Annotated in this window: 21 protein-coding genes; 20 read left to right on the top strand and 1 reads right to left on the bottom strand. The window is 66.6% G+C overall.

Translation table 11 applies throughout. The features are described 5' to 3' along the window. The first annotated feature begins 2 nt into the window (after positions 1 to 2). The 15 genes from WEG36_06850 to WEG36_06780 all read left to right on the top strand — a co-directional run bounded on the left by WEG36_06850 (position 3) and on the right by WEG36_06780 (position 16,552). Positions 3 to 1,295 (top strand): pitrilysin family protein, encoded by a 1,293-nt coding sequence (locus WEG36_06850; protein MEX1257316.1) that lies wholly within the window; start codon positions 3 to 5, stop codon positions 1,293 to 1,295. Then, the gene (gene dut / locus WEG36_06845) at positions 1,292 to 1,756 is read left to right on the top strand and encodes a dUTP diphosphatase (GenBank protein ID MEX1257315.1); all 465 of its coding nucleotides are present in this window, start codon (positions 1,292 to 1,294) and stop codon (positions 1,754 to 1,756) included. The genes WEG36_06850 and dut overlap by 4 nt, the downstream gene beginning before the upstream one ends. A gap of 200 nt (positions 1,757 to 1,956) precedes the next feature. Next, positions 1,957 to 3,000, top strand: coding sequence for a rod shape-determining protein (locus tag WEG36_06840; protein ID MEX1257314.1), 1,044 nt, complete (start codon positions 1,957 to 1,959; stop codon positions 2,998 to 3,000). 58 nt (positions 3,001 to 3,058) lie between these two features. Beyond that, entirely contained in the window at positions 3,059 to 3,970 is a 912-nt protein-coding gene (gene mreC / locus WEG36_06835) for a rod shape-determining protein MreC (protein MEX1257313.1), read from the top strand. Further along, positions 3,967 to 4,455 carry a rod shape-determining protein MreD gene (mreD, locus tag WEG36_06830; GenBank protein ID MEX1257312.1) on the top strand — a complete coding sequence of 163 codons (489 nt, stop codon included), beginning with the start codon at positions 3,967 to 3,969 and terminating at the stop codon, positions 4,453 to 4,455. The genes mreC and mreD overlap by 4 nt, the downstream gene beginning before the upstream one ends. Then, a complete protein-coding gene (mrdA, locus tag WEG36_06825) occupies positions 4,452 to 6,332 on the top strand; it encodes a penicillin-binding protein 2 (protein MEX1257311.1) in 1,881 nt (626 codons plus the stop codon). Before mreD ends, mrdA begins: the two co-directional genes overlap by 4 nt. After that, entirely contained in the window at positions 6,329 to 7,564 is a 1,236-nt protein-coding gene (gene rodA, locus WEG36_06820; GenBank protein ID MEX1257310.1) for a rod shape-determining protein RodA, read from the top strand. Before mrdA ends, rodA begins: the two co-directional genes overlap by 4 nt. Before the next feature lie 52 nt (positions 7,565 to 7,616). Next, positions 7,617 to 8,477 (top strand): acetyl-CoA carboxylase, carboxyltransferase subunit beta, encoded by an 861-nt coding sequence (gene accD, locus WEG36_06815; protein MEX1257309.1) that lies wholly within the window; start codon positions 7,617 to 7,619, stop codon positions 8,475 to 8,477. A gap of 54 nt (positions 8,478 to 8,531) precedes the next feature. Then, positions 8,532 to 9,872 carry a folylpolyglutamate synthase/dihydrofolate synthase family protein gene (locus WEG36_06810; protein ID MEX1257308.1) on the top strand — a complete coding sequence of 447 codons (1,341 nt, stop codon included), beginning with the start codon at positions 8,532 to 8,534 and terminating at the stop codon, positions 9,870 to 9,872. Between the two features lie 9 nt (positions 9,873 to 9,881). Then, positions 9,882 to 11,192: a histidine--tRNA ligase gene (gene hisS, locus WEG36_06805; protein MEX1257307.1), complete on the top strand. Its 1,311-nt coding sequence runs from the start codon at positions 9,882 to 9,884 to the stop codon at positions 11,190 to 11,192. Beyond that, complete coding sequence (locus tag WEG36_06800) at positions 11,185 to 11,463, top strand: hypothetical protein (protein MEX1257306.1); 279 nt, start codon at positions 11,185 to 11,187, stop codon at positions 11,461 to 11,463. Before hisS ends, WEG36_06800 begins: the two co-directional genes overlap by 8 nt. A gap of 18 nt (positions 11,464 to 11,481) precedes the next feature. Further along, on the top strand, positions 11,482 to 12,942 hold the full coding sequence (gene proS, locus WEG36_06795; GenBank protein ID MEX1257305.1) for a proline--tRNA ligase: 1,461 nt from the start codon (positions 11,482 to 11,484) through the stop codon (positions 12,940 to 12,942). Beyond that, positions 12,924 to 14,234 (top strand): diaminopimelate decarboxylase, encoded by a 1,311-nt coding sequence (lysA, locus tag WEG36_06790; protein ID MEX1257304.1) that lies wholly within the window; start codon positions 12,924 to 12,926, stop codon positions 14,232 to 14,234. Before proS ends, lysA begins: the two co-directional genes overlap by 19 nt. A 16-nt stretch (positions 14,235 to 14,250) precedes the next feature. Then, complete coding sequence (gene guaA, locus WEG36_06785; protein MEX1257303.1) at positions 14,251 to 15,801, top strand: glutamine-hydrolyzing GMP synthase; 1,551 nt, start codon at positions 14,251 to 14,253, stop codon at positions 15,799 to 15,801. 148 nt (positions 15,802 to 15,949) lie between these two features. Beyond that, the gene (locus tag WEG36_06780; GenBank protein ID MEX1257302.1) at positions 15,950 to 16,552 is read left to right on the top strand and encodes a hypothetical protein; all 603 of its coding nucleotides are present in this window, start codon (positions 15,950 to 15,952) and stop codon (positions 16,550 to 16,552) included. Between the two features lie 10 nt (positions 16,553 to 16,562). Here the strand turns inward: WEG36_06780 and WEG36_06775 are convergent, their stop codons facing one another. Next, a complete protein-coding gene (locus tag WEG36_06775; protein MEX1257301.1) occupies positions 16,563 to 16,814 on the bottom strand; it encodes a hypothetical protein in 252 nt (83 codons plus the stop codon). Between the two features lie 393 nt (positions 16,815 to 17,207). Here WEG36_06775 and WEG36_06770 point away from each other — a divergent pair, with 393 nt between their 5' ends. The 5 genes from WEG36_06770 (at position 17,208) to trxA (ending at position 24,927) form a co-directional block, all read left to right on the top strand. Then, positions 17,208 to 19,748 (top strand): M14 family metallopeptidase, encoded by a 2,541-nt coding sequence (locus tag WEG36_06770; GenBank protein MEX1257300.1) that lies wholly within the window; start codon positions 17,208 to 17,210, stop codon positions 19,746 to 19,748. Between the two features lie 61 nt (positions 19,749 to 19,809). After that, positions 19,810 to 21,273, top strand: coding sequence for a M48 family metalloprotease (locus WEG36_06765; GenBank protein ID MEX1257299.1), 1,464 nt, complete (start codon positions 19,810 to 19,812; stop codon positions 21,271 to 21,273). A gap of 20 nt (positions 21,274 to 21,293) precedes the next feature. Then, complete coding sequence (gene clpB, locus WEG36_06760; protein MEX1257298.1) at positions 21,294 to 23,915, top strand: ATP-dependent chaperone ClpB; 2,622 nt, start codon at positions 21,294 to 21,296, stop codon at positions 23,913 to 23,915. Positions 23,916 to 23,983: 68 nt separating this feature from the next. Further along, on the top strand, positions 23,984 to 24,595 hold the full coding sequence (locus WEG36_06755; GenBank protein ID MEX1257297.1) for a hypothetical protein: 612 nt from the start codon (positions 23,984 to 23,986) through the stop codon (positions 24,593 to 24,595). Continuing rightward, positions 24,592 to 24,927: a thioredoxin gene (gene trxA, locus WEG36_06750; protein MEX1257296.1), complete on the top strand. Its 336-nt coding sequence runs from the start codon at positions 24,592 to 24,594 to the stop codon at positions 24,925 to 24,927. The genes WEG36_06755 and trxA overlap by 4 nt, the downstream gene beginning before the upstream one ends. The last annotated feature ends 128 nt before the right edge of the window (positions 24,928 to 25,055 follow it).

The raw sequence follows: 25,055 nt of genomic DNA, 5'->3' as shown, positions 1-25,055 counted from the left end.
CGATGCGCCGTTCCGGGGCCGGGGTGCGGAGCGCGGGTGAGGTGGTTCCGCATCCGGTCCGGGGCGAATTCCGGGAAACGCTCCTCCCCGGCGGGATCCGGATCCTCACCGAGCACATTCCGGGCGTGCGGTCGGTCAGCGCCGGCGTCTGGATCCGGCACGGGTCGGCACACGAAAGCGATGACCTCTCGGGGGTCAGTCACCTGCTCGAGCACCTCGTCTTCAAGGGGACGGAGTCCAGGAGCGCGCGTGACATCGCGCTCGCCCTGGAGCGGCTCGGGGGCTCCCTCGACGCCTTTACCTCGAAGGAGCACACTGCCTTCCAGGCGAAGGTGCTTCCCGAGCACCTTCCCATCGCGGTGGACGTCCTCGCGGACCTCGTCCTGAAGCCTCTTCTCCGCGAGGAGGATCTGGACCTCGAGCGCGAGGTCGTGCTGGAGGAGATCTCTACCGTTGAAGACACGCCCGACGACCTCGTCTTCGAGCTTCACGGAGAGGCGCTTTGGGGGAGCCATCCCTACGGCCGCTCCATTCTCGGGACGAGGGAGACGGTGGGAGGGATGGGCGTCGCGGCCCTCGCGGGGCTCCACCGTGAGAGGTACCTCCGGGGTCCCCTGGTCGTGGCAGCCGCGGGCTACCTCGAACACGAAAGCTTCGTGGAAGACGTGGCGAGGAGCTTCGGCACGAGGAACGATGCGGAGCTCCCTGGCATTCCCGACGTCGCACAGGACTTCCCGGGACGCGAGGTCCGGATTCCGCGCGAGGGCGCGCAGACACACCTCGTTTTCGGGGCGCGGACGCCGCCGCGCGCCGACCCCGTGCGTTACCCGCTGATCCTTCTCTCCGCCGCCTTCGGGGGTGGGATGGGGTCGCGCCTCTTCCAGAAGGTCAGGGAGGAGCTCGCGCTCGGGTACACGGTGTACTCCTTCCAGTCCTTCCACTCCCGTGCGGGGATCGCCGGTGTCTACGTCGGCACCCGTCCCGAGTGGGCGGACAAGGCCGCGGCCGCGGTGACCGAGGAGTACCGAAAGCTTGCCGTCGAAGGGCTCGGGGAATTGGAGTTTCGCGAGGTCAAGGATCAGGTGAAGGGACAGGTCATGCTCTCTCTCGAGTCCACGGGGTCCCGCCTCTTCCGGCTGGCGGGCTTTGCTCTCTACGACCAGCCGACGCTGACACTCGACGAGCTCCTGGCGACGATCGAGGGGGTGACGCGCGAGGAGGTCGCCGAGGTCGCGGCCCGCTTCTTCAGCCCGGATCGCCAGACGGTGGTTCGGCTCGGCCCGGGGGTCGCATGAGCGTCGGGCCCTCCGCGCCCCCGGCCGTCCGATTCCGGCGCCTTCCCCACAATCCGGACCTCCCCCTTCCATCCCGTGCCACCCCCGAGTCCGCCGGGTACGATATCCGCTCCGGGGAACCCGACTTCGTATTGGAGCCCGGAGAGCGGCGAGCCGTCTCGACCGGGCTCGAAATGGAGCTTTCCGCGGGAATCGAATGCCAGGTCCGCCCCCGGTCGGGGCTCGCCCTGCGGCACGGGATCACCTTGCCGAACTCTCCCGGAACGATCGACCCCGACTTCCGCGGAGAGGTGAAGGTGATCCTCCAGAATCTCGGGAAGGAACCGGTGCGGATCGGGCGGGGAGAGCGGATCGCCCAGCTCGTCTTCGCGCGTTTCGAGACGCCCGGAGTGGAAGAGGCGCCCTCCCTCTCGGCGAGCGAGCGCGGAAGTGGGGGGTTCGGGTCCACCGGAAGGGGGTAGCGCACCCCGGCCGCCATCCGTTTCCCCGGCGCGGCCCTTTACGGCCCAAAGCTTGCCGTCTGTAGGCTTTGACGGTACAATCGGGGGCATTCCAGGCGCTTTTTTCCGGATCCGCCGTTCTGGCGTACCTGACCTTCATTGGTGCCATCGTGATCGTAGGCGCGGCTGCCCTCCCACTTTCTTCAAAAGCCTGTTAGGCCGTGGCCTCGTTCACGAAATGGTTTAATTCCGGTTCCCTGGTTCCGGTGAACGATCTCGCCGTGGATCTGGGGACGGCGAACACCCTGGTTTACGTAAAGGGTGAGGGGATCGTCCTCAACGAACCCTCGGTGGTGGCCGTCGAGAAGAGCTCGCGAAGGATTCTCGGGATCGGGCTCGAAGCGAAGCGAATGCTCGGCCGAACCCCCGAAAACATCGAGGCGGTCCGTCCCCTCAAGGACGGCGTCATCGCCGACGTGGACGTGACGGAGATGATGCTCCGCCACTTTCTCAAGCAGGTCACCTCGAAACGAATCTTCCGTATCAAGCCGCGCGTGGTCGTGGGCGTTCCCTCGGGGATCACCGAGCTCGAGCGAAGGGCGGTCCGCTCCTCCGCGATGGCGGCCGGTGCAAAAGCTGTGTACATGGTCGCCGAACCCACCGCGGCAGCGATCGGCGTGGGGCTCCCGATCGAGACACCCACAGGAAACATGGTCATCGATATCGGAGGCGGGACGACCGAGATCGCGGTCATCGCGCTCTCAGGGATCGTCTCGAACACCTCGATCCGGGTCGGGGGGGACGAACTCGACGCCGCCATCGTGACCTTCCTACGCAAGAATTACAACCTCCTCATCGGAGAACCGACCGCCGAAGCGGTCAAGATTCAGATCGGTTCTGCCTACGACTTCGGGGAAGAGCGGACGATGGATGTGAAGGGCCGCGACCTCGTGAGCGGAATCCCCAAGACGGTGCGCGTCCATTCCGACGAGATTCGAGAGTGTACGCTCGAGCCGATCCAGGCGATCGTCGAAGCGGTCCGGCGCGCCCTCGAGATCACGCCTCCCGAGCTCGCGTCCGACATCGTGGACCGCGGCATCGTCATGACCGGAGGGGGCGCGATGATCCGAGGGCTCGACCGGCTACTTTCGGCCGAAACGAATCTTCCGATCCATGTGGATGAAGAGCCGCTGACGTGTGTTGTGCGGGGCGCCGGCCGAATCCTGGACGACCTTCAGAAGTACAGAAACGTGCTCGTTACCTGAGGGACGACGACTCAGACACTTCCAGTGACCTGTCGGGGCCGTGGGACCGGCCCGGTCCATGCCTCCATTCGAACCGGACAAGATCGAAGCCCGGGACCGACGGGCACTCGTCCTTCCCCTCGTCTTCGTCCTTCTTTCTTTTCTCCTCCTCGTTCTCCCGATGCCCGTGCAGCAGCGAATTTCCTCGGTCCTGAGGGGCTCCGTCCTTAGTCCCTTCATCTGGACGCAGGAGAGCCTGAATCAGGCGGGGGTCCGCGCGCAGGACCTTGCTGCGCTTCAGGCTCGTTTGGACTCCGCGGTGGCCGCCCTCGCGGAACATCGCACCCTCGGAGAGGAAAACGACCGGTTGCGCGGACTCCTCGAGCTCCAGGAGCGCGCGGGACCCGGCTTCATCGGCGCGAGTGCGCTTTATCCCGGGACGCCCGGCTCGGAGAGCATGTTTCTCATTGACGTCGGTGTGGCGGATGGCGTCCAGGTCAATGATCCGGTCGTTGTTACCGACGGGCTCGTCGGCTTGGTTCGGGAGGTGAATGCCCGGACCTCCACCGTCATGGATTGGACCCATCCGGACTTCCGCGTCAGCGTCATGACGGTGGATGGGGAGACCTTCGGCATCGTCGAGCCGCGGAGCGGCGATTTTCGGGAGGAGACCCGCCTCTTCATGTCTGTCCCTTACCACGAGCCGGTGGACTCCGATGTCCCGGTCGTGACGAGCGGGGGCCCCGGGCTTCTCTATCCGAGGGGTATTCTCGTCGGGAAGGTCTCCGGACTCGCCGAGTCGGAGGCCGGAGACGCCGGGTGGCGGCGGAGTTATTGGATCGAGCCGGCGGCCTACCCAGGGAACGCCACCCACGTTCTCGTCCTGACGGGGGCGACCCGGACCGAGGAGGGCGCGGCGCGCACCGAAACCCTCTGGGTGCCCCTCGACGCCGACTCCGCCGCGTCGGAGCCGCCGGAGGGTGAGCCTTGAAGCGCTCAACCCTCATCTGGGGAGTTGCGCTCAGCCTCGCCTTTCTGCATTTCCTTCTCCATGTGGGGTTCGGGCTCGGCGCGTGGGCGCCGGACCTTCTCACGGTAGGGCTCCTCATGCTCGCGCGTGAGGTGCGGATCGGCGTGGCCGCGGGGGTGGGTTTCGCCTTCGGACTCCTGGAGGATGCCTTCTCGATCCTCGCCTTCGGGGCGAACGCCGTGGCGCTGACCATCGTCGGGATCCTCGGGGCCCGGTCCCGCGACCTCTTCGTGGGGGAGTCGTTGACCTTTCTGGTGTCCTATCTCGGCCTCGGAACCTGGCTTCGCTTCGCCCTCCAGTGGCTGGTGGGAGGCGAAGGAGGCCCGCGTGCACCGGCCGCGCAAGTCCTCCTCGTCCAGGCGCCCGTGGCGGCCCTCTACGCCGCTGGGGTGGGAATCGTCCTTCTCCGAGCCACGGGCGCTTGGTCCGCGGACCGGGTCCGATGAAAACGGCCCACCCCACCGTTCGGCGGCACCGCGCGCGAGTCGCGACACTCGCGCTCCTCGCCCTCATGGGGATCCTCGCGGGCGCATTTTTTCGGGCTCAGGTCATTCGCGGCACGGCGTGGGCCCTCCAATCCGACTCGAATCGCCTGCGCGTGCTCCCGACTCCGGCGCCCCGAGGAACGATTTTCGACCGGTACGGCCGGGTCATCGCGGACAACATTCCAGGGTATTCGATTTCTCTGTTTCCCGCGCCGATCGACTCCATCCGCGCCACGCTCGTGCGGCTCCAACCCTTCCTCCGGCTCGAAGGGGATCGGCTGGAGGAGCTCGTTGCACAGGCGGAGGCCGATCGGCGGCAGCCACTTCTCGTGCTCCGCGACGCGGATTTCGAGGTCGTCGCGGCCCTCGAGGAGCGGCGGGCGGACTTCCCCGAGGCATTTCTGGAGGTTCGGCCGAAAAGGAGGTACATGGGCGGCCCCGCGCTCGGTCACGTCCTGGGGTACGTCGGAGAGATCTCGGGGGATGAGTTGGAAACCCCGCTTTTCGCGGAATACGAGCCCCGTATGATTGTCGGCAAGGATGGTCTGGAACGGCAGTACGAGGCCGGGCTCCAGGGGGAGCAGGGGGTCCGTTACGTCGAGGTGGACGCGGTGGGGAGGATCGTCGGTTCCTTCGAAGGACAAGCGGCGGCGCCAGCGGTCCCGGGCGAAGACCTCCACCTGAATTTGGACCTCGACCTCCAGGAGTTCATTCACCGAGTCTTCCCGGCGGGAGAGCGCGGTGCCGTCGTCGTGTTGAATATCGAGGATGGCGGGATTCTAGCGCTTTATTCGGCCCCCTCGTTCGACCCCAACGAGTTTGTGGGCGGGATTCCCGCATCGCTCTGGAACTCGCTCAACCAGGACCCGGACCGCCCTCTCTTCAACCGGGCGGTCGTCGGGCGGTACCCCCCAGCCTCGACCTGGAAGCTTGCGACCGGGATCGTTGGACTGGAGCTCGGCGTCCTTCACGAGGGGGAGGTGATGCCGGTTCCTTGCAACGGGTCGCTCACCGCGCTCGGAGTCAACCGTCTCTGCTGGAATGCGAATGGGCATGGCTACCAGGACCTGGCCGGCGCGATCGCGAACTCCTGCAACGTCTACTTTTATCAGGTGGGGATTCGGATCGGCCTCGAGCGCCTGGTCCAGGGCGGGTCTCGACTCGGATTCGGTGGGCTCTGTGGAGTGGACCTTCCCGCCGAGTCGCAGGGGGTCTTTCCCGAGGCGCTCACGTTCTGGGAAACCCGCTTCGGGTACCGCCCAGCCGCGAACGAGGTCATGCCCCTCTCCATCGGTCAGGGCCCGAACGACCAGACGCCCCTGCGGATGGCACAATTTTATGCCGCTCTAGGGCGGGACGATGGTGTCGCGCCGACTCCCCGCCTCGCCCGAGGGGTCGGTGACGAAGGTTCTCTTCCGCCCTGGGAGCTGCATACCGAACCCGAGTTCCTGCGAGCGCTCCGTCAGGGCCTGCGAGAGGTGACTGCGGCCGGCGGAACCGCTTTTCGTTCCTCTCTCGAACACTTCGATCTCCTCGGGAAAACCGGAACCGCGCAGCGCGCCGGCCAGGACCGTGCGGACGCATGGTTCCTCGGCCTCGCCGGACCCTGGGGGATGCTACCGGAGGTCGCGGTGGCGGTCATCGTGGAGGAGGGGGAGTCGGGCTCGCAGAGGGCCGCGCCCATCGGCGCGAAGGCGGTGGACTTCTATCTCCGCTACAAATACGGGATTCCCCAGGACTCCCTCCAGACGCTCGGCGAGCACCTCGATGCCGGAATTTCGCCGCCCTGGGCAGGGCGGGTCGCGGCCGATCCCGCCTCACCCGAGGAAGGCGGATGAGCCGGTACCGGAGGTGGGCACGCGATCCAGCCCTCGTGTCGATCGCACTCCTCCTCACCATTTTTGGGATCGCGATGATCTACTCGGCCGGCGTTCTCAACGTCCCGAGTTCGATCACAGAGGGTGCCTGGCTCCGTCAGCTCGCCTGGTTCGGTGCCTCGCTTCTCGCATTTACCGTCGTCACTCGTATCAAGACGGGTTGGATCGAGTGGACCGCACTTCCTGCCTACGTCCTTTCGCTCGTCCTGCTCGCCGCGACTCTCGCGATCGGAACCGGAGCCGGAACCGCGGAGGGGACGAGCAGTAGGATCGTATTCGGCGGCTTCGGCTTTCAGCCGTCGGAATTCGCGAAGATTGCCGGAATCCTCGGGCTGGCGCGCGTGCTTTCGACGCGGGACAACCCGCCCCGGAACTTGCGGGACCTCCTCGCGCCCTCCGCACTCGTGGCGGCGCCGCTCGCCCTGGTGGTCCTCCAACCGGACCTGGGCACCGCCCTCGCCTTCGTCGGCATCCTCTTCGCCGTGCTCTTCTGGGCGGGCGCGCCCCTCTTCCACCTCTTTTTGCTTGCCAGCCCCGGGTTCGCGCTGATCCTTTCTTTCGACACGCGCGTCTGGTCCGTCTACGTCGTCGGGCTCGCCTTCTTCCTGTATGTCTATCGGTACCGGCTCTACCTCGCCGAGTCCTTCGCCGTCCTCCTGGGAAACGTGGCGGCCGGAACGATCGCGTTCCCGCTCTGGAACACCCTTTCTCCCTATCAGCAGAACCGCCTCCTCGTCTTCCTGGATCCCACCACGGACCCGCGGGGCGCCGGGTGGAACCTGGTCCAGTCCAAGGTTGCGATCGGGAGCGGGGGCCTGTTCGGGAAGGGATTCACGGAGGGGACGCAGAAACGGCTCGACTTTCTCCCGGAACAACACACCGACTTCATCTTCAGCGTGGTCGGGGAGGAGCTCGGCTTTATCGGTGCCGTCCTCGCGATCGCCGCCTTCTCCTTTCTTCTTTACCGCCTGGTGCGCCTCGCGGAGAGGGCCGCGGATCCCTTTGCCGGCCTGGTCCTGTTCGGTATCTTCGGGGCCTGGACGGTCCACATCTTCGTGAATGTGGGAATGACCATCGGGGTCGTCCCCATCACCGGAATCCCTCTTCCCTTTGTGAGTTACGGAGGCACCTTCCTCCTCACCTGCTGGACCATGACCGCGCTTGCGGTGCGTTTGGGGGAGGAGGGCGGGTAGCCCTCGGAAGGGGAGGACGGACCGACCTCGATTCCCGGGAGGGCGCCACGCCATGGCCTGGTTCCGCAAAGAGAAAAAGCCGCTCACGGCGGAAACTCGCCGGGATCTCCCCGCGGACCTCTTCGACAAGTGTGACGGGTGCGGAGAGATTCTCTATCGGGAGAAACTCGCCCAGAACCTCCATGTCTGTCCGAAGTGCGGGTATCACTTCCGCGTGGGTCCGGAGCTATACCTCCAAATCCTTTCCGATCCCGGGAGTTTTCGTGAGACCGATCGGGAACTCCGGAGCGCTGATCCCCTCGGCTTCCATGATCTGAAGCCGTACCGCCAGCGGCTTGAAACGGCGGAAAAGGAGACGGGACGTGGAGACGCCGTTATCACGGGTGTCGCCGCGCTCGAAGCGATCCCGATCGCGCTCGCCGTGATGGATTTCGACTTCATCGGGGGCTCCATGGGTTCCGTCGTGGGTGAAAAGATTGCCCGCGTGGGGCGCCGCGCCCTGGACGAGGAACGTCCCCTCATCCTCGTCTCCGCCTCTGGCGGGGCGCGGATGATGGAGGGGATTTACTCCCTCATGCAGATGGCGAAAACCTCCGCCGTCCTCGCCCGCCTGCATGAAGCGGGGATTCCATTCGTCAGCATCCTTACGGACCCTACGACCGGGGGGGTCACGGCATCATTCGCGATGCTGGGGGACGTCAACATCGCCGAGCCGGGCGCCCTCATCGGATTCGCGGGACCGCGGGTGATCGAAGAGACGATCAAGCAGGAGCTCCCCGACGGGTTCCAGCGCGCCGAATTCCTCCTGGAGCACGGGATCGTGGACCTCGTCGTGGATCGGCGCGAGCTCCGCGTCACGACGACGCGTCTTCTCAGGCACATGTTCGCGCCCTCTTCGGACGGCGCGGGGTGACCTCGGGGAGCTCCCACCCAAAACGCGGGGCCGTGGGCGTGCAACTGGATGGCCGTGCAGAGTTTCCCTAAGAAAGCGCAGGACTTCGGGGGGCCGGAGGAGGACGCGCTCACCGCCCGGCTCTTTCCCCCACTTCCGGGGACGGTGAAGTGGGGGCTCGAGCGCACCGAGCGAATCCTCGCGGCGGTCGGGGATCCGCACCGATCCTACCCGACCCTTCACGTGGGCGGGACGAACGGGAAGGGTTCAGTGGCCCGGATCTGGGCGGAGATCCTCCGCGCCGCGGGACACCGCACCGCGCTTTATACTTCTCCCCACCTCGTCTCATTCCGCGAACGGATTCTCGTGAATGGGAGGCCCGTGCCGGACGACCTGCTCGTTTCGTGCGCGGATGAGTTGAGGCCCCACTTCGAGCGGGAGTCGCCCTCCTTCTTCGAGGCCGCGACCGCCCTCGCCTTCCTCGCCTTCGCTCGCGCCGGGGCGGAGATCGCCGTTGTCGAAGTCGGGCTTGGGGGAAGACTCGACGCGACGAACGTCATTGCCCCGCTCATGACCGCGGTCACGAACGTCTCGATGGACCACGGTGAGATGCTCGGTGCGACGGTCGTCGAAATCGCCCGCGAGAAGGCGGGGATCTTCAAGAGGGACGTTCCGGCCTTCACCGCGAGTGACGATCCCGCGGTCTTGGAAGTCTTGGAGGGGTCCGCGCAGGAAGTAGGCACGACCCTCCGCGGAGTCGTCGCCCCCTCGGGGCGCACGACGCTCGACGGTTCCCGCCTCCGCGTCGAAACGGAGCGTTGGGGCGGCTTGGAGCTTGCGTCGTCTCTCGTGGGCACCCACCAGATGCGCAACATCGCCCTGGCGGTCGGGACGCTCGAGGCGCTTCCCGCGGAGCTTTCCCTTCCGGAGTCCGCCGTCCGCGAGGGCGTTCTTCGCACGAGGGTCCCCGGCCGGTTTCAGATGGAGCGGGAAGGGGAGCTCCTCTGGGTCTTGGACGCCGCGCACAACCCGGGCGGGGCGGAGGCGCTCGCGCGGACTCTGGCATCGGTCTCCTTGCCCCGCCCCCGCGTGGCGCTTCTCGGTGTGCTTGCGGACAAGGATGGGGCCGGCATCCTCCAGGCGCTTTCCTCGAGCGCCGACCATTTCGTCCTCACCGTGCCCGAGTCCGCGCCGGTTCCACGGCGCTGGAATCCGGCCGAGGCGGCAGCCGCTCTTCCCCCCGGCCGGACGGTCGTCGTTCCCGACTTCGGGGAGGCCCTCGAGACGGTCTCGCGCCTCGCCGCCCCCTCCGGGACGATCGTCGTCGCGGGTTCCTCACACACGGTCGGAGACGCTATGAAGCGCCGCGGTTGGATCCCCGCGGAAGCCTTGCCCGGGTCCTTCGATTCCGGGTAGATTCGCGCCATGCCGAAGGCCAGAAATCTGGCGAAACTCCCGGGTTTTCGAGACTTTCCTCCCGAAGAGCTCGCCTTCCGAAATTTCTTGTTCGAGTCCTGGCGCCGGGTCTCCCGGCGCTACGGCTTTCTGGAGTATGACGGACCCCCGTTAGAGCCTCTCGAACTCTATACGCAGAAGAGCGGGGACGAGATCGTCGGCCAGCTCTATGACTTCGTGGACAAAGGAGATCGGCACGTCGCCCTCCGGCCGGAGATGACGCCTTCCCTCGCGCGCATCCTCGGCGAACGGAGCAAGGCGCTCCCGAAGCCGATCCGCTGGTTTAGTGTTCCGCAGCTTTTCCGTTACGAGCGCCAGCAGAGGGGGCGGCTTCGAGAACACTTTCAGTGGAACGTGGATCTCGTCGGCGAAGAAGGAGTCGAGGCGGATGCTGAGGTCCTCGCCGTCGCCCTCGCGGGGCTGCGGGAGCTCGGTCTTGGACCCTCGGACGTGCGGGCGCGGGTCTCCGACCGGGTTCTCCTCTCCGCGGTCCTCGAGAGCGCGGGTGTTCCGCCGGAGGCGTTGGGACGCGCCTTCGCCGTGGTCGACAAGATCGAGCGCGAGCCGGCCGATCGGACACTCGCACGGCTTCGGGACCCCGCGGAAGTCGGGGTCACGGAAGGGGAGGCACGACGCATTCTTGACCTCTTCGCGGCCCCTGGGCTCGATGCCGTGGCGGCTGCTTTTTCGGGCTCTACGGCGGTCGTCGAGCGCGCCGGTGAAGTCTGGCGCTTCCTCGCGATCCTCGACGATCTCGGGTTCGCGGAGTACGTGGAGTTCGACCTCTCCATCGTCCGCGGGCTCGCCTACTACACGGGGATCGTCTTCGAAATCTTCGACCGGAAGGGAGAGTTCCGCGCCATTTGCGGGGGAGGGCGGTACGACCGGCTCCTCGAGCTCGTGGGTGGCGATCCACTCCCGGCCGTGGGGTTCGGGATGGGCGATGTGGTCGTCGGCGAGATCCTTCATGAACGCGGTCTCGCGCCCCCGTACGCGCGCCACACGGACTACTTCATCGTGTCGGTGGACGAGGCCCAGGCTCCGCTCGCTCGGAAGATCGGCGGAGCGCTCCGCGCCGAGGGGCACACCGTCCTGTATCCGTTGAAGAACCAATCGGTGCGCAAGCAGTTTTCGGCGGCGGCCACAGAAGGTGCGCGCGAAGTCATCATCCTCGGGCCGGAAGAAGTCGGGCGCGGCGTCGCCGTCATTCGAAACATGGAAAGTGGTGGAGAACGGGAAGTGGCGCTGCGTCAGCTCGAGGAGGCGAAGCCGGGTGGCTGACGGGAACGAATTCGAAGGCACTCGGGAAGAGATGGACCGGGCGATTCGCCGCCTGAGGATTCTCGAAGTCGTGATCGGTCTGGCCGCGGTGGGGCTCGCCATCGGCGGCGGAGCGCTCGTGGCCTTCGTCCTCAGCTCCGGGACCGCGCTTCCATTCCGGCTCACCTGGGGCATCACATCGGTGATCCTCCTCGTCGTCCCCACGGCGATTTTTGTCGGGAAGGACCGCCTGAGCCGGCGCGCCGACTCGCGCGATTCGCATCACCCCTAACGACGGAACGAATCAGGCATGGCGGAGGACCGGGCCCTCACACCCAGGAGCGAGGATTTCAGCGCCTGGTACAACGAGGCGATCCTGCGGGCGGAGATGGCCGACTATTCCCCCGTGCGTGGGAGCATGGTGATCCGTCCTTGGGGATACGGGATCTGGGAACACATGCAGCGCGCCCTGGACGACATGTTCAAGGCGACCGGGCATGAAAACGCCTACTTCCCGCTTCTCATTCCCATGAGCTTCATCGAGAAGGAAAAGGAACACGTCGCGGGCTTCAAGCCCGAGCTCGCGGTGGTGACCCACGCCGGGGGGAAGGAGCTCGAAGAACCTCTCGTCATCCGCCCCACCTCCGAGACCATCATTTACGCGATGTACGCGAAGTGGGTGCAATCGTACCGGGATCTTCCGATCCTCATGAACCAGTGGGCGAACGTCATGCGGTGGGAGCTGCGAACCCGGCTCTTCCTCCGGACGGCGGAGTTCCTCTGGCAGGAGGGGCACACGGCGCACGCCACGGAGGCCGAGGCCGAAGAGGAGACACTCCGAATGCTCGGAGTTTACCGGACTTTCATGGAAGAGTGGATCGGAATGCCCGTGGTGACCGGCCTCAAGTCGGAGTCCGAAAAGTTCGCGGGCGCGGTCCGCACGTACAGCTGCGAAGCGATGATGCAGGACCGGCGCGCCCTCCAGGCGGGAACGTCGCACCACCTCGGTCAGAACTTCTCGCGTCAGTTCGACTTCACTTTCCAGAGCGAAGCCGGGGAAGAGGAATACGCCTGGAACACCTCGTGGGGGGTGTCCACCAGGCTCGTCGGCGCGATGGTCATGACGCACGGGGACGACCAGGGCGTCGTCGTTCCGCCGCGACTCGCGCCCGTGCAGGTCGTGATCGTCCCCATTCACAAGAAGGACGACGAACGTGGACCCGTGGTGGAGAAAGCGCACCAGCTCCGCGCGCGGCTCACCGAGAAGGGCGTAAGGGCGAAGGTGGACGACCGCGACCATCTGAATCCCGGCGCGAAGTATTACGAGTGGGAACGAAAAGGCGTCCCGTTCCGCATCGAAATCGGTCCCCGCGACCTCGTGAAGGAACAGGTGGTCCTCGTCAAGCGGGTCACGGGGGAAGGGGAGGACCGAAAGGCCTTTCTCGGCGAGGCCACGGCCGTCGAAGAGATGCCGTCGCGGCTCGATGCCTTCCAGCGGGAGCTTCTGGAGCGGGCTCTAGCCTTTCGCGAAGCGAACTCGCATCGCGGTGTGAAGAGCCTCGGAGAGCTGAAGGAGATCCTCGAGGGCCCGGGTGGCTTCGTCTATACCGGATGGAGCGGGGATCCCGCCGTCGAGGAACGGGTGAAGGAGGAGACGAAGGGGACGCTCAGGTGCATTCCGGGTCCGGAGTTTCGTTCCGCCAACACCCCGGATAAGTGCCTGGGCGGTAGTGAATCCAGGATGGAGGTGGTGTGGGCCAAAGCGTACTGAACGGGTTCGCTCGTGAAGGCGGGGTTCTCGCTTGCCGAGGGCTGTCGCTCGAGCGGACCGCCGCCGACTTCGGAACTCCGCTCTATGTGTATGACGTGGAGGGAATCGAGGCGCACGTCCGCCGCTTCCAGGAGGCTTTCCGGGCCGTTCCTTTCCTCCTCGCCTACGCGGTGAAAGCGAACGGTGCCCTCGCGCTTCTCAACCGGATCGCGGGTCTGGGCGCCGGTGCCGACATCGTCTCACTCGGCGAGCTTCGGCGGGCGATCCGAGCGGGGGTTCCGCCCGATCGCATCGTCTTCGCGGGAGTGGGAAAAACCGCCGAAGAGATGGAGGCCGGGCTCGACGCCGGCATCTTCGCCTTCCATGCGGAAAGCGCGGGGGAGCTGGACCTCCTCGCGGAGGTGGCGGGGCGCCGGGGGATGGCCGCGCCGGTGAGCCTTCGTGTGAATCCGGACGTTGACTCCCCCACGCCGCATGCCTACACGCGGACCGGCCATGCCGCGTCCAAGTTCGGAATTCCCCTCGGTGAGGCGGAGGCCCTTTACATCTCGCGGCGGGGCGATGCGCGGCTGGCCTTCCGCGGAATCGCCGTCCACATCGGATCGCAGATCGTGGACCTCGCCCCCTATCTCCGCGCGCTGGACACGGTGATCGGGCTGGTGGACCGGCTCGCCGAGGAGGGGATTCGCCTGGAGTACCTCGACCTCGGCGGGGGATTCGGCGTCGGGTACGACGGAGAGCCCAGCTTCGATCTCGACGCACTCGCGCAGGAAGTGGCCGCGCGCGTCGAGCCTCGCGGCCTGCGGCTAATCCTCGAGCCCGGGCGCGCAATCGTCGGTGAGGCGGGGATCCTTCTGACCCGGGTCCTCTACGTAAAGCGTTCGGGAGCGAAGACCTTCATCGTGACCGACGGAGGGATGACCGAGCTGCTACGCCCCTCGCACTATGGCGGATTCCACCGCATCGTTCCCGTTCGGGAGCGCGAAGGTGCGGCCGAGGTGATCGCCGACATCGTGGGTCCCATCTGCGAGACCGGGGACTTCCTCGCGCTCGACCGCCCGATCGCCCTCCCCGAGCCCGGCGACCTCCTCGCGGTGGAGACATCCGGCGCGTACGGCTTCGCGATGGCGTCGAACTACAACGCGCGCCGCCGCCCTGCCGAAGTAATGGTCGAGGCCGGAGGGGCCATCCTGATCCGGCGTCGCGAGTCCTTCGACGACCTCGTGCGTGGAGAAGAGATCCCGGCGCGTCGAGGTGAGACACAGGTGCCGAGCCCGGGGGAGAAACGATGAGCCCCGGCGCGAGCCGATGACCCAGACTCCCGACCGGGTGCTCATCCTCGACTACGGATCCCAGTTCACGCAGCTCATCGCGCGGCGGATTCGAGAAGAGCGAGTATTCTGCGAGATCCACCCGCCCACTCGACCGCTGGAGTGGATCAGGAGATGGCGGCCCAAAGGGATCATCCTCTCGGGGGGTCCCGCCTCGGTCTACGACGAAGGGGTGCCCACGCTCGATCCCGCGCTCCTCGACGAAGGGATCCCGATTCTCGGAATCTGTTACGGAATGCAGCTCATCGGGCATGTGCGAGGCGGAAAGGTCAATCCGGGCCCGCGCGAATACGGCCGGGCCGAGCTCCGCATCCTCGACCCCGATCTCCTCTTCCACGGTTTCTCGACGGAAGAGACGACCAGGGTCTGGTGTTCGCACGGCGACCATGTGGACGTCCCGCCGCCCGGTTACCGTGCTCTCGCCTCGACCTCGACCCTCCCGGTCGCGGCCTTTCGCGCCGAGGACCGCGAGATCTACGGCGTCCAATTCCACCCGGAAGTCGCGCACACGTCGAGAGGGGACGAGATCCTCTCGAATTTTCTCTTCCGCGTGGCCGGCTGCGCGCCGACCTGGACTCCAGGGGCGTTCGTGGACGAGTCCGTGGCGAGCATCCGGGAGCGCGCCGGCGATGCGCAGGTCATCTGCGGTCTCTCGGGCGGCGTGGACTCCTCGGTCGCCGCCGCCCTCGTGCACCGGGCGGTCGGTGACCGCCTCACCTGCATCTTCGTGGACAACGGGCTTCTCCGGAAAAACGAGCGCGAGGGGGTGGAGCGCGCCTTCCGCCTCCACATGGGAATCCCGCTCGTGGTGGTGGACGCCCGGGAGCGATTCCTGACGGCCCTCGCAGGAATCACCGATCCTGAGCGGAAGCGGAGGGCCATCGGAAACACCTTCATCGAAGTCTTCGCGCAGACCGCCCGCGAGGAGGGGAACGAGGCGAAATTCCTCGTTCAGGGAACTCTCTATCCCGACGTGATCGAGTCGGTTTCGACGGGCGGCCCTTCCGCCACGATCAAGACCCACCACAACGTCGGAGGGCTCCCCGAGCGGATGCCCTTCGAGCTCATCGAACCCCTCCGCGAGCTCTTCAAGGACGAGGTACGAAACGTGGGGCGTGAGCTCGGCCTCCCCGAGGAATTCGTGGGGCGCCATCCCTTCCCGGGACCGGGTCTCGCCATCCGCGTACTCGGCGAGGTGTCGGAGGAGCGGCTGGATGTCCTCCGCGAGGCGGACGCCATCTACCTGGACGAAATTCGGACGGCAGGCCTCTACGACGAGATCTGGCAGGCTTTCGCCGTACTCCTTCCGGTGCGCTCCGTCGGGGTGATGGGGGACGGCCGAACCTACGAAAACGTCGTCGCGCTTCGGGCGGTGACCTCCCGCGACGGGATGACCGCCGATTGGTTTCCATTCCCGCACGAAGTTCTCGGCCGCATCTCGACCCGGATCATCAACGAGGTGCGTGGCGTCAATCGCGTCACCTATGACGTCAGCTCGAAACCTCCCGCGACAATCGAGTGGGAGTGAGGAGGGGGTCGCCTGGATGGGCATCGCGCCGACCGGACCCCTTCTCCCACCCGGCTGAGCCGTACAACTTTGTAACGGGAGTGCCGGTCACGTCCGTACGCCCCGAGACCCGCGACCAGGACGGGCAAGACTCAAGGAGAGCGACGGGATGAAAAATTTACGGCTTGCCGTAGCGATGGGGTTGTTCGCCTTTCCCGCTGCTTTGCCCGCACAAGTCCCGTGGGATGCTCCCCTCATGGTGGGTCCGTCGACGCCCTCCGGTTGGGGGGTATTTTTGTCGGATCCGTCCGAAGGCTCGGGCATCGGCGTCTTCACGACCTGGCGCCCGGAAGATACCTTCGGCTTTCGGATGGGGCTCGCGGAAGACTTCAGCGATGACCTGGCGGTTTTTGGTGGGATGGACGTCAGCGGTGAACTCCTTCGCGTGACGGAGGACTTCCCCCTCGACGTGAGCTGGGTGGTGGGGGCGGGATTCGGAATCGGCGACTTCACGGTCCTGAGCTTCCCATTCGGCGCTTCCATCGGCCGGGAGCTCTTCGCGGATAACGTGCGGTTCACCCCTTACGTCACGCCGCGCGTCATTCTCGACGCCTACCTCGGCGACGATCGGCCCCGTGACGCTCTCGACCTCGAGTTCGCCTTCGACCTGGGGTTCGACGTGGCCTTCGAATCGGGGTGGACGATCCGGTTCGGCGGGTCGGTGGGCGACCGCGAAGCGCTCGCGATCGGAATCAACTTCCAGGTCTTCTGAGGCCCCTCCCCTAGGGGAGCGGCTCGGCGGGTTCCCCCTGGGGTTCCCCTTCCGGCGCCAAGTCAACGCCGAGTTCCTCCGCGATGCGGCGTTCGACCTCGCTCCAGAGTTCGCTCATCATGGGGACGTTGGCTCCATGGACGTCCGCGAACTGGCGCAGCTCCTCCTCTGAGACTCCATGCCGGCTCAGGATGCGGTCGCGCTGCTCCTGGGTGACGAGTCCCATCTGGGTGCGCACCGCCGCCGTGCGAAGCTCGACCATCGTCGCGATAAAACTCTCCCGGGGGATGGTTTCCTCGTCCCTAGAGGTAGGGATGCGGTGGTCGCAGCCGGCGAGGAGCGTCGCGCACGCAAGGAGGGCCGCTCCGTGCCGGAGGCGGACTGGGGTCGGGCGACACTGCGTACGCGACCGATTGGCGAGCATGGGAATCCTGCGGTTCGGGGTCGGGGTCCGGGCGCGGCGCCGGCGCGGCCCCTCACCGGCCCCGTTTATGGAGCGGAAGCTGAAAGGGGAGGGAAGGAGGGTCAACCCCGGGCCCTTGGACCGCACCTCCCGCGGGCGCTTGGGCCCGCCTTCCGGGAGCCGGGCCCGTTGCCCCCGGATCGCGTCCGGAAATACCTTGAGGGCCGTCTCCCCTCCATCCCGGCGAACACGATGAAGCCGACCCCGCGCGAGAGCCTCGTTCTCGCGACCCTGCTTTTCCTCCTTCCGTCCCTCGGAATGGCGCAGGCCGTACCGGCGCCCGAAGCAGTGCTCGGATACGAGGTGGGGGAGCGCTTCACCGACGCGGCCGGCGTGGAACGGTACATGCGCGCGCTCGCGGACGCATCGGACCGCGTGACCGTGGACAGCTACGGAACGACCTCGGAAGGACGGCCCCTCGTCCAGGTTCTTTTCGCCCTTCCCCGGCATCGCACGCGGCTCGACGAGATCCTGGGCATGAATCGAGAGCTCGCCGATCCGGAGACCTCGGAAGTTCGCGCCGCCGAGATCTCCGCTTCCAATCCCGCGATCGTTTATCTGACCTACGGCGTGCATGGAGACGAAAGCGCCTCCTCCGAGGCCGCGATCTGGACGGCGTACGATCTCGCGTCGGGAAGCGGGGCGCTCGCCGGCGTCCTCGATTCGGTCGTGGTCGTGATGGACCCGGTCGCGAACCCCGACGGCCGCGACCGCTACGTGAACTGGTTTCGTCAGGCGGCGCAGGCGCGCCCGAACCCCAACCCCGAGCTCCGCGAACGGAGGCAGCCTTGGCCCGGCGGAAGGTTCAACCACTACCTCTTCGACCTGAACCGGGACTGGGCGTGGCTCACCCAGATCGAGACCCGCGGACGTCTCGAGCGGTATCACCGGTACCTCCCGCAGGTCCACGTGGACTTTCACGAGATGGGTTCCGGGTCCACCTACTTCTTCTTTCCCGCCGCCGACCCCATCAACACGATCATTCCCTCGCACGTGCTCGAGTGGGGGGAGCGGTTCGGCCAGGCGAATGCGGCGGCGATGGACCGCGAAGGACTACTCTATTACACGGGGCAGAACTACGACCTTTTTTATCCCGGATACGGCGACTCCTGGCCGTCACTCCTCGGCGCCATCGGGATGACTTACGAGCAAGGGGGTGGCGGAGCGGCGGGAACCGAGATCGAGCGCCCGGACGGGTCCGTGCTGACTCTCCGCGACCGCGCGTTTGGTCATCGCACGACCGGGAACGCGACCCTCCGTGCCGCGGCGGATGGAAAAACCGACCTCCTCCTCGGCTTCGCCGCCCTTCACCGTGCCGTGGATTCGGGTCTCAGCGACGTCTACCTGATCCCCGGGCCGGATCCGAGCCGCGCCGAGGCCCTCGTGTCTCTCCTGCGTGAACAGGGCATCGAGGTCGAGCGGGCCGAAGAGGACGTCCCGGCCGAGTCGATCCCACACGTCGGTTTTCAGAGCCGGGAGGTCCTTCCTCTTGGGAGTTACCGGGTCCGGGCGCGTCAGCCGCGGGGACTTCTTGCGGGTGCGCTCCTCCGTCCGGACAACTCCCTCGACGCGAGCTCGGCCTACGACATCACGGCATGGGCGCTCCCCTACGCTTACGGGGTGGAGGCGCATAGCGCGCTCCGTCCGGCGGGCGGGAACTGGGCTCCGGTGGCGACGCGTTCCGAGTCCGCGCCCGGGGGCGCCGGGGCCGGAAGTTACGGTTCTCTCATGCCCCCCTCCTTCTCGAACGTCCCCGGGCTAATTCGTTTCCTGGAGGCGGAGGGACGCGTGGTGGCCCTCGCGGACACCTTTTCGGTGGCGGGCACCTCGTTCCCGAGGGGGACGCTCTTTTTTCCGCGGAGCCGAAATGAAGGGCTGGACGAGCGACTCGCGGCGGCCGGGCTCGCGGGGGTCGCGATCCCGATTTCTTCCGGACTCACCATCTCCGGCCCGGACCTGGGGACCGACGACGCCGCGCCTCTCACCCTCCCCCGGATCGGACTTCTCGGGGGAGAGGGGACATCTCCGACCGGCTTTGGGGCGCACTGGCACTTCTTGGAGAGAGTTCTGGACATTCCCTTCGACATCCTGGCTGTCGAAGGTCTCTCCGGAGTCGCGCTGGACGACTACGACGTAATCGTCGTCCCGCCCGGGAGCCCCGAAAGCGTCCTCGGGGAGTCCGGGATCGAGCGGCTCGACAGCTGGATCCGTGCCGGAGGGACGCTCGTCGCCGCAGGGGCCGCGGCCCGCGATCTCGCCGAGCCTCTCGCCGAAGTGGTGGAGCGCACCGAGCTCGAGGAGGAGGTGGACCCCGACCGGGACGAGCGCCTCGAGCGGGCGCTGCGAACACGAGAGGAGCGGGAGCTCGACCGGTGGAGGGAGGAGACTCCCGGGACGATCTTTCAGCTCACCCTCGATCCGGCCCATCCCCTCGCCTTCGGCGCGGATGCGGGGAGCCTCGCGGGGCGGTTCTTCGTCCTCTCTTCCGGGGTCGGGTTCGAGCCGGACGAGGCCTTCGAGTCTGTGGCCTATTTCCCGGAGGGGCTCGACCGGATCAGCGGCGTGGTCTCGGACGAGACGCTCGATCGCCTCGCGCGGAGCGCCTGGCTGGTCGAACGGACGCGGGGCTCCGGCAAGGTGATTCTCTTCGCGGACGACCCCCTCTTTCGCGGCTTCTGGTACTCCGGATTCCAGATCTTCGCCAACGCCATCCTGGTGGCGCCGGCCTTCTGACGAGTGCGGGGGGGCTGAGGCCGTTATGAACCCTCCCCTGCGGAACGGGTAGGAGAGACTCATGCGAGATATCACGCGCAGATTCCAGGGCTCCCTTGGGATAAAACGCCTCGCCGCTCCGCTGATCCTCTTTGCGGCCGCGGCGAGCTGCGCGATCAACCCGGTGACCGGGGAAAGACAGTTCGTCCTCATCAGCGAGTCGCAGGAAATCCAGATGGGGAGGGACGCGGATCCCCAGATCGCGGCTTCTTTGGGGCTCTACGAAGACGAAGGCCTCCAGCGCTACGTCCAGGAGCTGGGCAATCGGATGGCGCTCGCCTCCGAGCGCCCGAACCTCCCGTGGACCTTCCGGATCGTGGACGACGCGACCGTGAACGCGTTCGCGGTGCCGGGTGGATTCATTTACGTCACTCGCGGAATTCTCGCCCACTTCTCCTCGGAAGCCGAGCTCGCCGGCGTCCTCGGGCATGAGATCGGACACGTGACGGCCCGCCACTCGGTGAGCCAGATGAGCCGCACCCAGCTTGCGCAGCTCGGGCTCGGCGTCGGGACGATTCTGGCGCCGGATCTGGCCCCGTACGCGGATCTGGCCAGCACCGGCCTCGGCCTCCTCTTCCTCTCTTACGGCCGCGACGCCGAACGGCAAGCCGACGATCTCGGGCTTGGGTACATGACGCGCCAGGGTTACGACCCGCGCGAGATGGCCGCCACCTTCGGCATGTTGGCCGCCGCCTCCGGCGCCCAGGACGGCGAGCGAATCCCCGGTTTCCTCTCCACCCACCCCGATCCCCTTTCCCGGCGAGACGAGATCCTGCGCAGGATCTCGGCCGGCGAAGCCTCCGGCACGCGGGTCGAGCGCGAGAGTTACTTGCGGCGCATCGAAGGGATGATGTTCGGCGCGAATCCCCGCGAAGGATTTTTCCGCGAGAGCTCCTTCCTCCACCCCGACCTCGCGTTCCAGCTCGACTTCCCGGACGGGTGGCAGACCGTGAACCAGAAGATCGCGGTGCGAGGCCTGAGTGCCGAGTCGGACGCGGCAATCGTCCTCACGATCGCCGAAGCGGCTTCCGCCCGTGCCGGTCGCGATGCCTTCGCCGCCGAGCAGGGAATCACGACATCGAACTTGCGTGATGAGACACTGAACGGCCTGAGAAGCTCGCGCGCGAGCTTCGCGGCGAACACCGAAAGTGGGGTCCTCGTCGGCGAGGCCGCCTTCTACGAGCATCGCGGGCTGGTCTTCCTGATCCTCGGGTACGCGCCTGATGCACGCTGGCAGGCGCGCGCCGGGGTCGTGCGGGCGGCGCTCGATTCTTTCCGCCCGGTCACCGATGCCTCGGTCCTCGGCGTCCAGCCCGACCGGCTCGCGCTGGTGCGGACGGACCGTGCCATGACACTCGAGGAGTTCCACCAACGCTTTCCATCGCGGGTCCCGCTCGCGACCGTCGCAACGATCAATCACCTCGGGTCCGGGCAAACGATCCCCGCCGGAGCCCTCGTGAAGCGCGTCGTGGCGGGAACCCCTTGAGCGCCGGATAAGAAAGCCTGATGGCCGATTTCGAGAGGTTCACCGTCAAGGCCGGAGAGGCCGTCCAATCCGCGGCGCGCCTGGCCCGGGAGATGGGGCACCCGGAGATCGCGGGCGTCCACCTCCTGTCGGCGCTCCTCGCCAAGGAAGAGGGTATCGTTCGTCCGGTCCTCGAAAAATCCGGCGTTCGGGTCCCTCTCCTGCGCGACCGGCTGACCGACGCACTCGCGCGTTATGCCCGGGTCGAGGGAGGTGGCGAGGCCACCCTCGCCCGCGACCTCCGGCGGGCGCTCGAAGTGGCCGAAAAAGAGGCCGCGGCACTCGAAGACCAATACGTCTCCTCCGAGCACCTCCTCCTCGGCCTCATTCAGGAGAAAAACGACGCTGGTCGGGTGCTCAAGGAGACCGGGATCACCCGCGACCTCATCCTCCAGGCGCTGGAACAGGTGCGTGGATCACACCGCGTGACCGATCCGACCCCGGAGGAGAAATACCAGGCGCTCGAACGCTTCTCCAGAGACCTGACGTCGCTGGCCCGCGAGGGGAAGCTCGATCCGGTCATCGGGCGGGACGAGGAGGTGCGCCGGGTCATCAAGGTCCTCGGGCGCAGGACGAAGAACAATCCCGTCCTGATCGGGGAGCCGGGCGTCGGGAAGACCGCCATCGTGGAGGGGCTCGCCCAACGCATCGTGGCCGGCGACGTCCCCTCCTCCCTCGCCGAAAAGCGGCTGATCGCTCTCGACATCTCCGCCATGCTCGCTGGGGCGAAGTACCGGGGTGAGTTCGAAGAGCGAATGAAGGCGGTCCTCAAGGAGATCACGGAGTCGCAGGGGCGCTTCGTCGTCTTCATTGACGAACTCCACACGATTGTCGGCGCAGGCGCTGCGGAAGGGGCGGTGGATGCCGGGAACATGCTGAAGCCGATGCTGGCCCGCGGGGAGCTCCGACTTGTCGGTGCCACGACGCTCGACGAATACCGCAAGCACATCGAAAAAGACGCCGCGCTGGAGCGGCGCTTTCAACCGGTCTACGTCGCGCCCCCCTCCGTTGAGGATGCGATCGCCATTCTCCGCGGGCTCAAGGAGCGTTACGAGGTGCATCACGGCGTGCGGATCCTCGACGAGGCGCTCGTGGCGGCGGCGAAGCTCTCGGACCGGTACATCGGCGGGCGCTTCCTCCCCGATAAGGCGATCGATCTCGTGGACGAGGCTGCGAGCCGGCTTCGCATGGAGATCGAGTCGCTCCCTCAAGAGATCGACGAGGTGGAGCGCCGAATCATCCAGCTCGAGATCGAGCGACAGGCCCTCTCGGGAGAAGATGACCGCTCCGCGGTGGAGCGTCGGACCGCGATCGAGGCCGAGCTCGCCGAGTTGAAGGAAAAGAGCTCGGGGATGAAGGCGGAGTGGCAGGCCGAGAAGGAGGCGATCTCTAGGATTCAGAGTCTCAAGGAGCGCCTCGACGAGCTCCGCTCCGAGGTGGAGCGCGCGACCCGAACCGGGGATCTCGAGCGCGCCGCGGAGCTCCAATACGGCGAGATCCCCCGGGCGATGAAGGAGTCCGAAGCGGCCGCGGTGCGGTTGGGCGAGCTCCAGGTGGAGGGGAAGTTCCTCCGCGAAGAGGTCGCCGCCGACGACATCGCGGAAGTCGTGGGAGAGTGGACCGGAATCCCGGTTTCCCGCCTCCTGGAGTCGGAGCGGCAGCGTCTCACGCACCTGGAGGAGCTCCTGGGAGCGCGCGTGGTCGGCCAGGAGGAGGCGATTCGCGCTATCGCGAACGCGGTGCGCCGCGCGCGCGCTGGGCTCCAGGATCCGCATCGTCCGGTCGGCTCCTTCATCTTCCTCGGACCGACGGGAGTCGGAAAGACGGAAACGGCGCGCGCCCTCTCGGAATTCCTTTTCGACGATGAACGGGCGATGGTCCGCATAGACATGTCCGAATACATGGAGAAACACGCGGTCGCTCGCTTGATCGGTGCGCCTCCCGGATACGTCGGTTATGAAGAGGGCGGGCAACTCACCGAAGCGATCCGGCGTCGCCCCCACGCGGTGATCCTCTTCGACGAAATCGAGAAAGCTCACCACGACGTCTTCAACGTCCTCCTCCAGATCCTCGACGACGGCCGGCTCACCGACTCGCAAGGGCGCACCGTGGACTTCCGAAACGCCGTCGTCATCATGACCTCGAATATCGGGAGCCAATACATCCTCGAGCAGGCCGAGGCCGGCGCCGGCTGGGAGACCGTGGGCGAGCGGGTCCGGAAGGAGCTGCACCAACACTTCCGCCCCGAATTCCTGAATCGGGTGGATGACATCGTCGTCTTCCGCCCTCTGGGAAGGGAGGACCTCCGGCGAATAGTGGATCTCCAGCTCGAGCGTGTGGGAACGCTCGCGGCGGAGCTTGGGGTCACTCTTTTCGTCGAGGACCGGGTAAAGGATCTCCTGGGGGAAGAGGGCTTCGATCCGGTTTTTGGTGCCCGCCCCCTCAAGCGCGTGATCCAACAGCGCATCCAGAATCCGCTCGCCCTGAGGCTCCTGGAAGAGGAGCCTGGGGAGGAAGCGGTCGTGCGGGTCCTTCCACCCCTCCAGCCCGGAGGGGAGATTCGATTCGAATTCGGCCACGGGCGTGAGGCCGGGGCCGCTTGACGCCGATCGGGACCTCCTCGAAGTTCCGGCCGTCGCCCGGTCTGCCCTCCTCCGTCGCAGGGCCGCTCATGTCCCGGTTGCCGATGCTTTCCGCGCTGGCGCTCCTCGGGATCGCCGCCGGATGTGCGTCGGGTCCGCCCCTCTCCTCCACTCGCATGGCGGGGGTCGCTCCGATGCTTTCGGTGGAGCGATTCCTGCAGGCCGCGAACACGCGCGACCTCGAGGCGATGGCCCGGATTTTCGGAACCGCGGACGGGCCGATCGCGGACGCCACCGGGAATGGGTTCTCTTGCGCCTTCAAGCGAATCGGATCCTGGATCCGGATCGGGGATCCCTGCCTCTCCTGGAGCGAGATCGAGCTCCGGATGGATGCGATCGCGGCGATCCTCCGCCACGACGATTACCGCGTGCGCTCCGAGTCGTCGGTGGCGGGCCGCACCCGTCCCACGACGCGCATCGGAGTGGACCTGGTCCGGGCCGGCAACCAATACCCGGACGTTGGCTTCTTCGTGGTCCAGACGTCGGATGGCCGCTGGCTCGTGGAGCAGGCCGAACTCGAGAAGATGACGGCCTTCCGGGAACCTCCGAGGCTTCGCGGGAGTTTCCTTATTATGGCGGCCACGCGATCGGTTGTGAGGGCGCCACCGATTCAGGCCAACACAAGGAGAAGTGACGCATGACGCAGGGAACGAGCACGGTAACGGTGACCGACGACACTTTCGGCACGGCGGTAGAGGGCGCTGAAGGGCTGGTCCTAGTGGACTTCTGGGCCGCCTGGTGCGGTCCCTGCCGGATCGTCGGCCCCATCGTGGATGAGCTCGCGCTGGAATACGCGGATAAGGGCGTCGTGGTCGGAAAACTAGACGTGGACCAGAATCCGGGAACGGCCGTCCGGTTCGGTGTGCGCTCCATCCCCTCCATCCTCTTCTTCAAGAGCGGGAAACACGTGGACACCGTGGTCGGCGCGGTGCCGAAGCCCTATCTGGCGCGAAAGATCCAAGAGCACCTTTAGGGTAGTGGAGCAGGCGGCCCCGCGTCCGGGCGGCCCGCGCATTGTCGCGGCCGCCCGGCGTGGTGCGAGCCCGTTCCGCAACTCCCCCCGGCGGCGACACGTCTCCCCGATTGCGCGGGATTGCGGGC

It is taken from the genome of Gemmatimonadota bacterium, from assembly GCA_040882465.1.
Classification (GTDB): Bacteria; Gemmatimonadota; Gemmatimonadetes; order Longimicrobiales; family Gaopeijiaceae; genus JBBEBG01.
The sequence above is the reverse complement of the archived record's forward strand: the minus strand, read 5'-3'. Positions and strand labels throughout refer to the sequence as shown.